At 63.2% G+C, this 12,597-nt stretch carries 12 protein-coding genes; 9 read left to right on the plus strand and 3 right to left on the minus strand.

Features of this window, described 5'->3' with window-relative positions; all coding sequences use genetic code 11:
• The first annotated feature begins 304 nt into the window (after positions 1 to 304).
• From AB0I57_RS03795 to AB0I57_RS03810, 4 genes are all read left to right on the plus strand, one after another.
• Entirely contained in the window at positions 305 to 991 is a 687-nt protein-coding gene (locus tag AB0I57_RS03795) for a nucleoside/nucleotide kinase family protein (protein WP_358330034.1), read from the plus strand.
• A gap of 62 nt (positions 992 to 1,053) precedes the next feature.
• Positions 1,054 to 1,830 carry an ATP-binding cassette domain-containing protein gene (locus AB0I57_RS03800; protein ID WP_358330037.1) on the plus strand — a complete coding sequence of 259 codons (777 nt, stop codon included), beginning with the start codon at positions 1,054 to 1,056 and terminating at the stop codon, positions 1,828 to 1,830.
• A gap of 2 nt (positions 1,831 to 1,832) precedes the next feature.
• Entirely contained in the window at positions 1,833 to 2,936 is a 1,104-nt protein-coding gene (locus AB0I57_RS03805) for an ABC transporter permease (RefSeq protein ID WP_358330040.1), read from the plus strand.
• Positions 2,937 to 3,000: 64 nt separating this feature from the next.
• Positions 3,001 to 3,969: an ABC transporter substrate-binding protein gene (locus tag AB0I57_RS03810; RefSeq protein WP_358330043.1), complete on the plus strand. Its 969-nt coding sequence runs from the start codon at positions 3,001 to 3,003 to the stop codon at positions 3,967 to 3,969.
• Positions 3,970 to 4,073: 104 nt separating this feature from the next.
• Here AB0I57_RS03810 and AB0I57_RS03815 read toward each other — a convergent pair whose 3' ends face one another.
• Together AB0I57_RS03815 and AB0I57_RS03820 are read right to left on the minus strand one after the other, a co-directional pair.
• A complete protein-coding gene (locus tag AB0I57_RS03815) occupies positions 4,074 to 5,108 on the minus strand; it encodes a glutathione S-transferase C-terminal domain-containing protein (RefSeq protein ID WP_358330045.1) in 1,035 nt (344 codons plus the stop codon).
• Positions 5,109 to 5,137: 29 nt separating this feature from the next.
• Positions 5,138 to 5,842 carry a GNAT family N-acetyltransferase gene (locus AB0I57_RS03820; RefSeq protein ID WP_358330048.1) on the minus strand — a complete coding sequence of 235 codons (705 nt, stop codon included), beginning with the start codon at positions 5,840 to 5,842 and terminating at the stop codon, positions 5,138 to 5,140.
• An 81-nt stretch (positions 5,843 to 5,923) separates the two neighbouring features.
• On the opposite strand from AB0I57_RS03820, the gene AB0I57_RS03825 reads away from it, so the two are divergent.
• Complete coding sequence (locus AB0I57_RS03825) at positions 5,924 to 6,547, plus strand: PadR family transcriptional regulator (protein WP_358333119.1); 624 nt, start codon at positions 5,924 to 5,926, stop codon at positions 6,545 to 6,547.
• Positions 6,548 to 6,549: 2 nt separating this feature from the next.
• Positions 6,550 to 8,061 carry an MFS transporter gene (locus AB0I57_RS03830; protein ID WP_358330051.1) on the plus strand — a complete coding sequence of 504 codons (1,512 nt, stop codon included), beginning with the start codon at positions 6,550 to 6,552 and terminating at the stop codon, positions 8,059 to 8,061.
• Here AB0I57_RS03830 and AB0I57_RS03835 read toward each other — a convergent pair.
• Complete coding sequence (locus tag AB0I57_RS03835; RefSeq protein ID WP_358330054.1) at positions 8,015 to 9,379, minus strand: FAD-binding oxidoreductase; 1,365 nt, start codon at positions 9,377 to 9,379, stop codon at positions 8,015 to 8,017. The genes AB0I57_RS03830 and AB0I57_RS03835 overlap by 47 nt on opposite strands.
• Positions 9,380 to 9,419: 40 nt before the next feature.
• Between AB0I57_RS03835 and AB0I57_RS03840 the strand changes: the two genes are divergently transcribed.
• The 3 genes from AB0I57_RS03840 to AB0I57_RS03850 all read left to right on the plus strand — a co-directional run bounded on the left by AB0I57_RS03840 (position 9,420) and on the right by AB0I57_RS03850 (position 12,505).
• Entirely contained in the window at positions 9,420 to 10,223 is an 804-nt protein-coding gene (locus AB0I57_RS03840; protein WP_358330057.1) for an enoyl-CoA hydratase/isomerase family protein, read from the plus strand.
• A gap of 94 nt (positions 10,224 to 10,317) precedes the next feature.
• The gene (locus AB0I57_RS03845; RefSeq protein WP_358330060.1) at positions 10,318 to 11,496 is read left to right on the plus strand and encodes an AMP-binding protein; all 1,179 of its coding nucleotides are present in this window, start codon (positions 10,318 to 10,320) and stop codon (positions 11,494 to 11,496) included.
• A gap of 43 nt (positions 11,497 to 11,539) precedes the next feature.
• Positions 11,540 to 12,505: an adenosine deaminase gene (locus AB0I57_RS03850; RefSeq protein ID WP_358330063.1), complete on the plus strand. Its 966-nt coding sequence runs from the start codon at positions 11,540 to 11,542 to the stop codon at positions 12,503 to 12,505.
• Positions 12,506 to 12,597 lie beyond the last annotated feature (92 nt).

Below are 12,597 nucleotides of genomic sequence, written 5' to 3' on the forward strand. Positions count from 1 at the left end.
CGCCGACGATCGGATTCGTGGCGTTCGACCGCGACTGGATGAACTCATCATAGCGTCATGTCATCGATGTCACGAGTCTATGCAGACCTGCCATGTCATCGGTGACATCAACCATGCCATGTCATCGGTGACATTAATTTCGCTGCAGATAGTGACAAGGAGAGTTATCTAGGTCACACTAGAGATCGTCGATTTCCATGAGGTGTCACCGACAGGACCAGCGGTTATGTTTCAGCGAGCATCATGCGCCCGATTTCGAGAACGCACTGAAGGGCGCAAAGATGCTGTGGTCCCTGCCGTTAGTATGCCGCATGGCGAATACTTCTGTGAACCAACGAGTCTCGCGGCGACGGTAGGCGAACTGGCCGATCGTGCCCGCGCCATGATCGCGGGTGGGCAGCGACGACTGCTCGGCATACCTGGATCGCCCGGCGCCGGAAAGTCGACGCTGTCCGAGGTGCTGGTGGCAGCGCTGGGGAAGCAGGCCGTGCTCGTCGGGATGGACGGATTCCACCTTGCCAATGATGAATTGCTCCGACTCGGACGTATGGACCGTAAGGGTGCGCCGGACACCTTCGACGCAGACGGCTACGTTGCGCTGCTGAAGCGGTTGCGTCATCAGCAGTCTCCGGTGATACACGCCCCTGTGTTCGATCGCGTCCTAGAGGAGCCCATCGGAGGCGCAGTTCCGGTCCACAGGGATGTTCCCTTGGTCGTGACAGAGGGAAACTATCTACTGATGGGCAGCGGCGGTTGGGAAGATGTGCGCCCGGCATTGGACGAGGTCTGGTTCCTCGACGTCCCCCACCGTGTGCGGGAAGATCGGTTGATCGGGCGGCACCAGGCGTTCGGGAAGACCTTCGCCCAGGCTCGCGAATGGACCCACGAGGTGGATCTGCGCAACGCCGATCTCGTCGAAGCGATGCGTTCGCGTGCTGATGTGTTGGTCGACGTACTCGACGATCTCTCCGCCGAGGACAGCACGTGGTGAGCGGCGAATCCGCGCAGAACGGAATCACGGCCGCGACTGGAGCACACAACCAAGGAGTGCCTGTGACGAATGCTGCGCCAACGGCCACGCCGATCCTGGAAGCACGAGGGTTATCTCGCAGTTTCGGGCATGTAAGAGCACTGGACGGCGCCGATTTCGAGATATATCCCGGTGAGGTCGTCGCTCTGATCGGCGACAATGGCGCCGGCAAGTCGACGCTCGTAAAGGCGATGTCGGGAAACCTGAGCCTCGACTCGGGGGAGATACTGTTCTCAGGCTCGCCGGTGGACCTTAGAAGCCCTAGTGCGGCAAGCGAATTGGGAATCGAGACCGTATATCAGGATCTTGCGCTCGCGCCACACCTCAATGCCGCGCAGAACATGTTTCTCGGTCGTGAACTGCGTGCGCAGGGATTGCTCGGCCGCCTCGGCTTCCTCGATACCAAAACGATGCGAGTGAGGTCTCGCAAAGCTCTCGACGATCTCGGGGCGACAGTCCTTACCCTGACCGACCCGGTCGGAGTCATGTCGGGTGGCCAGCAACAGGCGATAGCGATCGCGCGCGCGGTGGCATGGGCCAAAGGGGTGGTCTTCCTCGACGAGCCCACGGCAGCCCTGGGGGTTGTGCAGACCAAGAATGTCCTCGACACGATTCGACGAATCTGCGACACAGGCGTCGCGGTGGTCTTCATCAGTCACTCCATGCCGCACGTGATAGAGGTGGCGGATCGGGTGCAGGTGCTACGTCGAGGGCGACGTGTGGCCACCTACGAAGCAGAGAACACCTCCATGGAAGAACTTGTCGGTGCGATGACCGGCGCAATCACCGGAGCCGCGTAGCCATGTCCAGTCAAACCGCGACCACTCCCACCTCGCTGCCGACGGGTGAACCGGACGCGGAATCAGCCCGTGCCGGCTGGACCCCCGGCAAACTGCTGCGGATCCCGATCATCCAGATCCTGTTGGTGCTGTTGATGATCTGTGCGGTGTTCGGTGCAATGGCACCCGACACATTCCTCGCATGGGGCAATATCCGGCTGATCATCCAGAACGTGTCGATTCTGGCGATCCTCGGTATCGGTATGACCTTCGTGATCGTGACGGCGGGTATCGACCTGTCGATCGGATCTGTCCTGGTCTTCTCCGGCGTCGTGGCCGCCAAGGCAATGCAAGCGACTGGCGGGGCAGGCTGGGGCACGGCCATCGTCGGGATCATCGTCTCGATCCTCGCCGGTATGGCGTGGGGTGCACTCAACGGGTTTCTGGTTGCCAAGGCAAAGGTTCCACCGCTGATCGTGACGCTCGGAACCCTGGGCGGCGCACTCGGTCTGGCGCAGGTGATTACCGGTGGCGTCGACATTCGTGACGTTCCGCCTGTTCTCGTCGACACCATTGGCTACGGAAACCTACCCGCCACCTCCATTCCGGTCATCTCGGTGATTGCCCTCGTATTCATCATCTCGTTCTCGATCATCCTGCACCGCACGAAGTTCGGCCTCTACACCTACGCAATAGGGTCGAATGAGGAATCTGCAAGGCGTGTCGGCGTCAAGGTGGACAGGCATCTGATCAAGGTCTACGCACTGTCGGGCACCCTTGCCGGCATAGCCGGCATCCTGTCGCTGGCTCAGTACAGCACCACCGCAATTGCCGGCCAGTCCGAGACGAACCTGAACGTGATCGCCGCCGTCGTGCTCGGTGGCACCAGCCTCTTCGGCGGCATAGGCACGATCTTCGGGACGATGGTGGGGCTCTTCATTCCCGCAGTTCTGCAGAACGGATTCGTGATCATCGGTGTCCAGCCGTTCTGGCAGCAAGTCGCCGTCGGTGCGGTTCTGATCGCTGCGGTCTACATAGACCAACGTCGCCGTTCCGCCGCTTCCCGCGGTCGATCGGAGTCGTCGAAGCTCTCTTCCCTGCGCAAACTATGGTCTCGCGGTCCGTAGTGAACCCCGGCATGTGCACGGATGCACCAACTCTCACCAACATCCGAACAGGAGTGTGTCAACAATGACGAAGAAGTCACGCAGGGTCGCTACGATATTCGCTCTCGGTGCCGCGGGCGCGCTGGTGTTGTCGGCGTGCTCCGGCGCAGGGGGAAGCGGCACCAAGGAGGTAGCCTTCGTCCAGGGTGTGGCCGGCGACGAGTTCTACATCAGCATGCAGTGCGCCATCGAACAAGAGGCCGCGGCTCAAGGGGTCAGCGTCAACACTCAGGGTCCTACCCAGTTCGACCCCTCACTGCAGAAGACAGTGCTCGACTCAGTGGTTGCTTCCCGTCCTGACGCAATTCTCATCGCGCCCACCGATTCCGCGGCTATGCAGGCACCCCTCGACGCGGCGGCAAGGCAAGGTATCGAGATCGTGCTCGTCGACGCTACTGTCGACGATCCGTCCTTCGCTGTGTCCCAGGTCGCGTCGGACAACATAGGTGGTGGCGCCGAGGCATTCGACGCGATCAAGCAGATGAACCCGGACGGCGGAAAGGTTCTCGTGATGAGTGTCGACCCAGGTATTTCCACCACCGACGCGCGAGCGGCGGGCTTCGAGCAAGCGGTCGCGCAGGACCCGGCGTTCGAATTTCTCGGCGTGCAGTACAGCCACAACGATCCGGCCGAGGCAGCCAGGCTGATCACCGCGGCACTGTCACGGGATCCCGACATCGTCGGTGTTTTTGCTACCAATCTCTTCGCCTCTGAGGGCACCGCTACCGGTATCCGCCAGGCCAACATGCAGGATCAGGTCAAACTCGTTGGCTTCGATGCAGGTCCGGCGCAGGTCAACCAACTGCGGGATGGCACGGTGCAAGCACTCATCGCCCAGGAACCCGCCGTAATCGGCAAGGACGGTTTCGATCAGGCCATGAACGCACTCGACGGTAATCCGGTTACCCGAGACATCCAGACCGGTTTCCAGGTGATCACCGCAGACAACCTCGACACCGACGGCGCGCAGTGGGTGTACAGGTCCGCGTGCTGACCCGGTAGCGATCGTTGTGGTGTCGGAATCGCGCATTCCGGTGCCGGGAATTTCCACCACCGCGATCGTTGGCCCCAGGTCCTGATCGCGCTGAAAAGGTCTGATTACGCTCCGTGACCTGCGGGTACCGCCTCGGCCGGCTTCGGTGGGGGCGGTGGGGTGCCATCTCCGAACGGTCGGCCGCCGAGTTGCTCGCGTCCGTGCGGTTCCCGCCAACCGGACAGGTCGGGCCCCTTCGGCACGATGCGGGTTGGATTGATGTCGGTGTGCACCATGTAGTAGTGCTGCTTGATCTGAGTGAAGTCGATCGTGTCGCCGAACCCGGGTGTCTGGAAGAGGTCGCGGGCATATGCCCACAGGGCGGGCATCTGGTCGAGTTTGTTCCGATTGCACTTGAAATGGTTGTGATAGACGGCGTCGAAACGAGCCAGTGTGGTGAACAGGCGCACGTCCGCTTCGGTGATCGTGTCACCGACGAGGAACCGGCGATCGGTGAGCCGATCTTCGAGCCAGTCCAGTCGCGAGAACAGCTTGTCGTAGGCGGACTCGTACGCTTCCTGTGATCCGGCGAACCCGCACCGGTAGACACCGTTGTTCACGTCGTGGTAGACGAGGTCGGCTACCTCGTCGATCTCGTCCCTCAGGTTGTCGGGGTAGAGGTCGGGGGCGCCGTCGCGGTGGTATCGCGTCCACTCCGACGACAGGTCGAGTGTGATCTGCGGATAGTCGTTGGTGACCACCTGTCCGGACGGCACGTCGACGATTGCGGGCACCGTGATACCGCGCGGGTAGTCGGGGAACCGTGCGAAATAGGCGTCCTGCAGGCGGGGGATTTTCAGAACCGGATCGACTCCACCGGGATCGAGATCGAAAGTCCAGCTGCGCTTGTCGTGTGTGGGCCCGCACAGGCCCAGCGACAGCGCGTCCTCGAGTCCGAGGAGACGCCGGACGATGACGGCTCGGTTCGCCCAGGGGCAAGCGCGGGCCGCGACGAGGCGGTAGCGACCCGCTTCAGTGGGGTACCCGTCACGCCCGTCTGCGGTTATTCGGGTGCCGATGTAGCGTGTGTCCCGGTTGAATTCGCCGGGCTCGACGTAGGAGCTCGTATTGCCGTCAGGGTCATCCGCGCGTTCTGTCATGGTGTGCTGTCCCGCCTGTCGGTGTTGTGTCAGAGTGTACTTCGCAATATCGAGAGCGAGATGGATGTTCCCAGCTCGCGGTATCCCGTGCGCGTCGCCAACCCTCGGGACGCGAGATTGTTGCGGTGTGAACACCATTGGGCGACCAGGCCACTGTCCAGTGCGTCGTCGGTAGCGATTCCGGCGGCAAGAGTGCCGAGGCCGCGGCGGCGTAGAGCCGGCGCCGTGAGCACACCGACATCGGCGAGCAGGCCTTGGAATTCGACGTATCCCGCCGTGCAGAGCGTGTGTTGTGCCTCGTCGAGCACGGTGAACCAGTGCCCGAGTTCACTGACGCGTGCCTCGGCTACGTCGTCGGGTGGGCACATGCTCTCGAGGCGGCGCACGTGGTCGAGGTCGCGCGCGACGAGCGGGCGGAGCGCACTCTCCGTGTCCTGATACTCCGTCGTGAACGCGAGGACGAATGGGCCGGAGCAACGGCCGGCGTGGTCTTGGGTGAGAGCGAGCAAAGTGGCGGGCTCCATCAGCGCGTCGGGCGGATATTCGTTCGCGCGCTCGACGACCCACCCAGGTCCGACGAGTGCAGATACAGAGCCGATCTGAACGAATCGGAGGGTACCCGCGTCGTCGTCGACGCGGGTGGCGACGTGGTCGGGGTCAGTCATCGCGTCGTCGCGCAACCCCAACTCCCGCGACCACGCGAGTCGGACGATGTCGAGGTGATGGGTGTCCACCCGCCTACGGTAGCCGCTTGTCCCCTTTCCACCCGAGCTGTATGGTCCACACGGAGTATTCGATACGAACTATTTGTGGAGGTGGTCACCGTGGTTCTCACTCCGCTCGGCGTCACCATCCTCGGCCTACTGTGTGAACGCACGATGCACCCGTACGAGATGTATCAACTTGCGACTCTCCGGCGCGGACGTGTGGTGAAGATCCGGCCAGGCTCGCTCTACCACACCGTGAACAGGCTCGAGGGCGAAGGGCTTGTGCGCGCCACCGGCACCGATCGGACGGGGAATCGGCCCGAGCGCACCATGTACGAGATCACGGACACAGGCCGGAAGGCGCTGGTGGACCGTGTCAGCGAGATGATTGCCAATCTGGGGAGCGAGTTCCCACAGTTCCCTCTGGCATTGGCGGAGGCTCACAATGTCGATGCCGCCACCGTGGTGGGACTGCTACGTGACCGCCTCGGTCATCTCGAGAAGGCGATCGATGATCTCGAGACCGCCACCGCGCAAGCCTATTCCATCGAGACCCCCAGGATCTTCGTCCTTGGCGACGAGTACCTCCTCACCCTTACCCGCGCCGAACACAAGTGGCTCAGCACATTGGTAGCGGAAATAGAATGTGGTGACTTGCCTTGGCTCACAGAGGAACTCCTTGATCAACTGGCAAAGTCGCGTCGGTCACAATCCGGTTTGGGCAAGGATTGATGATGGATACCGCCCGCACTGCACCGAACGCCTCCCCACTCGAGCGCCGAAATCCGTGGCCGGCCCTGTGGGCTCTGGTCATCGGATTCTTCATGATCCTCGTCGACAGCACGATCGTGGCGGTGGCAAACCCCGCGATCATGGACGCTCTGCAGACCGACATCAACAACGTCGTCTGGGTCACCAGCGCCTACCTGCTGGCGTATGCGGTTCCGCTTCTGGTGTCAGGTCGCCTCGGAGATAGATTCGGCCCGAAGAACATCTACATGATCGGGCTCGTGCTGTTCACGGCGGCGTCGTTGTGGTGCGGACTGTCGGGCACGATCACAACGCTCATCGTGGCCCGGGTGTTCCAGGGACTGGGCGCGGCGCTCATGACGCCGCAGACGATGGCCGTCATCACCCGTACGTTCCCGCCCGATCGTCGCGGCACGGCGATGGGTCTGTGGGGTGCGGTCGCGGGCGTGGCCACATTGGTGGGACCGCTCGCCGGCGGGGTACTCGTCGACTACCTCGGCTGGGAATGGATCTTCTTCGTCAACGTACCGATCGGTGTGGTTGCGTTCGTGCTGGCGTGGCGCCTGGTTCCGTCGCTGGAGACCCACCGGCACAAGTTCGACATCCCTGGTGTCGTCCTCAGCGCGCTCGGCATGTTCTTTCTCGTGTTCGGAATCCAGGAAGGCAATTCCTACGACTGGTCAGCGATCGTATGGGGGTCGATCGGTGCAGGACTGCTCCTGCTCGGGGCATTCGTCTGGCACCAGTCACTGAACAGAAGTGAGCCGTTGCTCCCGCTGGTTCTGTTCAAGGATCGAAATTTCTGCCTTGCCAACGTGGCCATCACCGCGATGGGTTTCGCGATTACCTCGATGGTGCTGCCCCTGATGTTCTACACCCAGGCAGTACGCGGACTGTCACCGACGACCTCGGCGTTGCTGCTGGTGCCGATGGCGGTGCTGACAGGGGTGCTCGCCCCGTTCGTCGGCAGGCTGGTGGACCGGACCCACCCGCGGTACATCGCAGGCGCGGGATTCCTGCTGTTCGCCGTCGCGCTGGGATGGCTGGCTACGGTCATGTCGCCGGATGTCGAGATCTGGAAACTGTTGCTGCCCATCGGGCTGATCGGGCTGGCCAACGCCTGCATCTGGTCGCCAATTGCCGCGACGGCCACGCACAATCTGCCGGCTCAGAAGGCGGGCGCCGGTGCAGGCGTCTACAACACGGCACGTCAGATCGGTGCGGTGCTCGGTAGTGCTGCGACCGGTGCCCTGATCACCGCTCGACTGAATGCCCATGGGTTGAGCAGTGGAAGCCAGGAGTCGGGTGTGCGCGAACTACCCGCGTTCGTAAAGGAGCCGTTCAGCATCGCCATGTCACAGTCGGTGTGGTTGCCTGCGGCAGTCCTGCTGGTCGGGTTCGCCGCCTCGGCGTGTTTCGCCCGACCCAGGCGACAGTTGCGGCACGAGGTCAGTTCGGTTGCCTCAACCAGTCGGGAAACATCACTGCCGGGTTGAGATAGTCGTCAGGATCGAGGGCGCGCTTGATCGCCCACATTGCGCTGATGTCCGCGTGGCTGCGCGCGAAGTCGAGATAGTTCCGCTTGTGGGCCCCGACGCCGTGTTCGGAGGCGATCACACCTCCGTGATCGCGGATCAGTTCCGTCACCGGGCGGTACAGAACGGACTCGTCGAGGCAGCGAAGCACGTTGAGGTGTACGTTCCCATCGGCGATGTGGCCGAACAGCACCGGGATCGCGCCTTCTGCTCGGTCTGCCACCAGTGCGACGACCTCGTCGACAAACGCGGCGATGGCGTCGAGGGGGAGCGCGGCGTCGAACTTGACAGGGGCACCGAACAATTGGACCACCTCGGCGAAGGCGTCGCGCGCCGCCCACACTCGGGCCCGGCCCGCAGGATCCATCCCGACGGCGGGTTCGTCGTCAGGATCGCACCGTTGCAGGGCCTCGGCCAACTCCTCCGTGCAATCGCATGAGCCCTCCATCTCCACCAGCAGATACCACGGCAGTTCGGCGGGAACCGCGAATCCCAGCCGGGAGGAGGCCAATTCGAGGCCGCGGCCATCCAGCAGTTCCACCGCGTCTACGCCGTCGAGGCGTCGTAGCACCCGAACGGCTTCGATGAGCCGCGACAGGTCCGCGAAGCCTGCGAGAGCGGCCACGCAATGTCCCGGGGCTCGGTGGAGCGCGAGGTCGACAGCGGTGATCACGCCTAGTGTGCCTTCGCTGCCCGTCCATAGCGCAGACATGTCGTATCCGCAGTTCTCGGCACCCACCCGCCTCCGGCGTCTGACGATCGTGCCGTCGGGAAGTACCACTTCGAGACCTAGCACCTGGGCGGCCATGTGCCCGTACCGCACGGTGTGGAGACCGCCCGCGTCTGTCGCCACCATCCCCCCGATCGTCGCGGAGTCCCGCGAGGCGATGTCGACGCCGAACCGTAGACCGGCCGGGGTCACGGTTCGCTGGAGCGTGGCCAGGGTGACGCCGGCACCGACGCTGATCCGAAGCTCGTCGCCGTCGACGTCGCCAACTGAGGTCAGCCTTTCGGTGGACAGCAATACGTCGTCGTGTTCCGGAACGGTCCCCGCCTCGAGGCCGGTTCGGCCACCCTGCACAGTGACCTTGGCTCCTGCCCGACGGCAGATGCTCAGGACCGCCGAGACTTCTGCGGCATCGGCAGGCCGGACGAGTGCGCTTGCCCACCCGTGGTAGCGAGTGGTGTGGTCGGTGGCGCGGGCGGCCAGCACGTCGGGGTCCGAGTTCACGAACCGTTCTCCGACGGCGTCGGCTAGCGCCGATCGCAGCGGGTCCACACTTCGATCGTAGGCGCGAACGGTGTGGCACTCTGGCGACATGACAGAGCCTGCCGCCACACATCCCACCCGACTCGACCGTGTACGCACCGACGCCGGCGCCGAAATCGCGATACTCACTTTCGCCCATGGTCAGCTGAATCTCTTCGACCAGTCGATGTTCGATGCCCTGCGGACGGATGTCGCCACTCTTGCCGAGAATCCGCCGCGGGCGGTGCTGTTGCGCGCCGAGGGAAAAGTGGTATCGGCTGGAGTTGACGTGAACCTCTTCAACGGTTTGGCCGCGGAGTCGGCGGCCAGCCTATGGCAGGAGTTGTTTGCTTCGATCTGCCACCGTCTCGAGCAGTTGCCGTGTCCCGTCGTGTACGCAGCGCATGGCTTGACGCTGACCGCAGCCTTCGAGATCGCACTCGCCTGCGACATCATCCTTGCCGCTCCGCAGGCGAAGTTCGGTCTCGTCGAGAACGTCGTCGGACTCACACCATCGATGGGTGGGCCGCAGCGCCTGGCCGAGCGCGCGGGATCCGGTCGTGCCCGTGAGTTGGTCATGACCGGCGATCTATACGATGCCGCGACTCTGCAGAGTTGGGGTGTGGTCAACGCTGTCCATGAGGACGTCGACTCTGCGGCACGCGCACTCACAGCACGGCTCGCAGACGGACCGACCCGCGCGCACGATGCCACGAAGCAGATCATTTCCGCGTGGCGGTCGGGTGGAGTCGCTCACGCCGATTCGATCACTCCCGATGTGTCGGCTGCGTTGTTTGCGACCGACGACCTTCGTGGTGCGGTACGCAGTTTCCTCGACGTCGGACCGGGCAAGGCGACCTACCAGGGACGCTAGGGGTCTTCCGCACCCTGCCCTATATTGTGATCTGCGTCTCATATAGTTGTGGCACCGTTCCGGTCGCTCAGCAGTGTCATCAGCGGAGGTGCAGATGCTGTCGTCTCTCGTCGAGTACCCGTGCCATGGTGCTTTCTTCCGTGACGACAGGGTGGTCCGTGCTCGGGATGGCATCCTCCGGTACGGCGGGCTCAACCCCTCGCTCACAGAACTGCTCGATGTTGCCGTGCATCGCTATGCAGGCCGGGTCGCCGTTGAGGAGGACGACGGTCGATCGCTGACGTTCTCGCAACTGTGGGCGGCGGCGGCGCGGATAGCAGGCGGACTGAAGGAGAGGGGCGTCGAGATCGGCGACCGTGTCGCCGTCCGCCAGTCCATGGGGCTGGGCTGGGTCGAGGCTTTCATCGGTGTACTACTGGCCGGCGGTGTACCTGTCGGTATCAGTCCGGCGCTCGACGACGCTCAGAGCGAATGGGTGATTGCCGACAGTGGATCGGTGCTGATCCTCGACGGTGAAATGCCGGACGGTGTCTCGTACATCGACGACGGTGCCGGCCCGGAGGAGTTGGTGCTGCTGTCGTACGCGCCCGACGCATCGGGCTCTCTGAGGGGCGTAGAGCTGAGCAACGAGAATCTCCTGTCGACCATCGAATCCGTGGTTCATGCGCGCGGTTTCAGCGACGAGGGGTTGCGAAACCTGCTGGTCGATCCTGAACTGCACACGGTCGGATCGCTTGTCGAACTACTGTCGACGCTGGTAGTCGGTGGAACGGCCCTGCTGACTGCGAGCCGAGATGTGGTCACCTGGCGGGGGACCGGAGCGGATGTGCTCACCGCGGCACCCACGGTTCTGGTACAGGCCGCGGAGAACTCCAAGGCGGTGAACTTCGTTCGCCGAACGTTGCGCTGGATCGACTACAGAGGTGTCGGCCTGTCCGCTGACCAGGCGCGGTTACTGCATCGGACCTTCCCGGATGCGAAACACTTCCTTTGCTGGGGCATGACCGAGACCTGTGGCGCGGGCTTGGCGTTGCCCGACGAGTGTGCTGTCACACACGCGGGAAGTGTCGGCATCGCCTTCGGCGGTATGGAAGTGGCGTTGTTCGGCCCTGACGCTGCCCGCGGATACGGTGAATTGCTATGTCGTGGACCGGGAGTGATGCGTGGATACTGGAACAGACCGGAGGTCACAGAGAAGTGTTTCACGGGTGACTGGTTCCACACCGGCGACACCGCGTGTATCGACAGCGACGGCTTCGTCCGTATCGTCTGATGGCGACGTCGCCGGCAAGGCAGTGAAAAGGCAGGTAATACCCGTGAGTTCTCCAGTCGCCGAGTTGCACATGCACATCGAGGGATCTCTCGAACCCGAGTTGATCTTCGAGATGGCCGAACGGAACTCCGTGCAGCTGCCTTACAAGGACCTCGACGATCTTCGCTCGCGGTACGCGTTCACCGACCTGCAGTCCTTTCTGGACCTCTACTTCGCCAACATGCAGGTGCTACGGACAGCCCAGGACTTCGCCGACCTCACCCGCGCATACTTCGCGAGGGCATCGTCCGCGGGGGTCGCGCACGTCGAGTTCTTCTTCAACCCGCAGGCCCATGTCAATCGGGGTGTTCCGCTGCAGGAGGTAGCCGACGGGATCATGGACGCGGTGGCGGCCAGTGAGCGGGAGTTCGGCCTGAGCAGTGCCGCTATTGCCGCGATTCTGCGTGACCGCCCGGTGCGTGAAGCGGAAGAAGTATTTTCGGAGATCATCCGATTGCGCACGCCGATCATCGGTCTGGGCCTGGACTCGGCCGAGGTCGGGTACCCGCCGTCGCTGTTCGAGGATGTGTTCGCCCGCGCGCGCTCGGAGGGGTTGCACGTCGTGGCCCACGCAGGGGAGGAGGGTCCGCCGGAGTACATTTGGCAGGCGCTCGATCTCCTCGGCGCCGAGCGTATCGACCACGGGGTCCGGGCGCTGGAGGACCCCGCCCTGGTATCCCGGTTGGTCGACGAGGAAGTGCCGTTGACGGTGTGCCCGCTGTCGAATGTGAGGCTGTGCGTTGTCGACTCTCTGTCCGATCACCCGCTGCGAAGCATGATGGAGGCGGGGTTGCTGGTGACAGTCAATTCCGATGACCCCGCGTACTTCGGCGGATACGTGGATGAGAACTTCAGCCAGCTGAGGGACCAACTCGGTCTTACAAACGAGGAGCGGGAGACGTTGGCACGCAACTCGATAAAAGCCTCGTTTGCGAGCGACGCGAGAAAGGCGGAACTCCTGCGCCGCTGACGATCGGGCTTACGGACCGCAGGCAGGCATCTTGTGAGTTGGACGCGGCCGACGACCCAGGACTGAACTGACCCGGGTCGTCGGCCGCGATC

Origin of the sequence: Rhodococcus sp. NPDC049939, assembly GCF_040656415.1 — a bacterium.
In the GTDB taxonomy this organism is placed as follows: Bacteria; Actinomycetota; Actinomycetes; order Mycobacteriales; family Mycobacteriaceae; genus Rhodococcus_F.

What these genes read in the sequence shown, in the direction of transcription:
- AB0I57_RS03795 (WP_358330034.1), top strand. Translation starts at nt 305, where the DNA reads ATGCCGCATGGCGAATACTTCTGTGAACCAACGAGTCTCGCGGCGACG.
- AB0I57_RS03805 (WP_358330040.1), top strand. Translation starts at nt 1,833, where the DNA reads ATGTCCAGTCAAACCGCGACCACTCCCACCTCGCTGCCGACGGGTGAA.
- AB0I57_RS03810 (WP_358330043.1), top strand. Translation starts at nt 3,001, where the DNA reads ATGACGAAGAAGTCACGCAGGGTCGCTACGATATTCGCTCTCGGTGCC.
- AB0I57_RS03815 (WP_358330045.1), bottom strand. Translation starts at nt 5,108, where the DNA reads ATGACAGAACGCGCGGATGACCCTGACGGCAATACGAGCTCCTACGTC.
- AB0I57_RS03830 (WP_358330051.1), top strand. Translation starts at nt 6,550, where the DNA reads ATGGATACCGCCCGCACTGCACCGAACGCCTCCCCACTCGAGCGCCGA.
- AB0I57_RS03840 (WP_358330057.1), top strand. Translation starts at nt 9,420, where the DNA reads ATGACAGAGCCTGCCGCCACACATCCCACCCGACTCGACCGTGTACGC.
- AB0I57_RS03845 (WP_358330060.1), top strand. Translation starts at nt 10,318, where the DNA reads ATGCTGTCGTCTCTCGTCGAGTACCCGTGCCATGGTGCTTTCTTCCGT.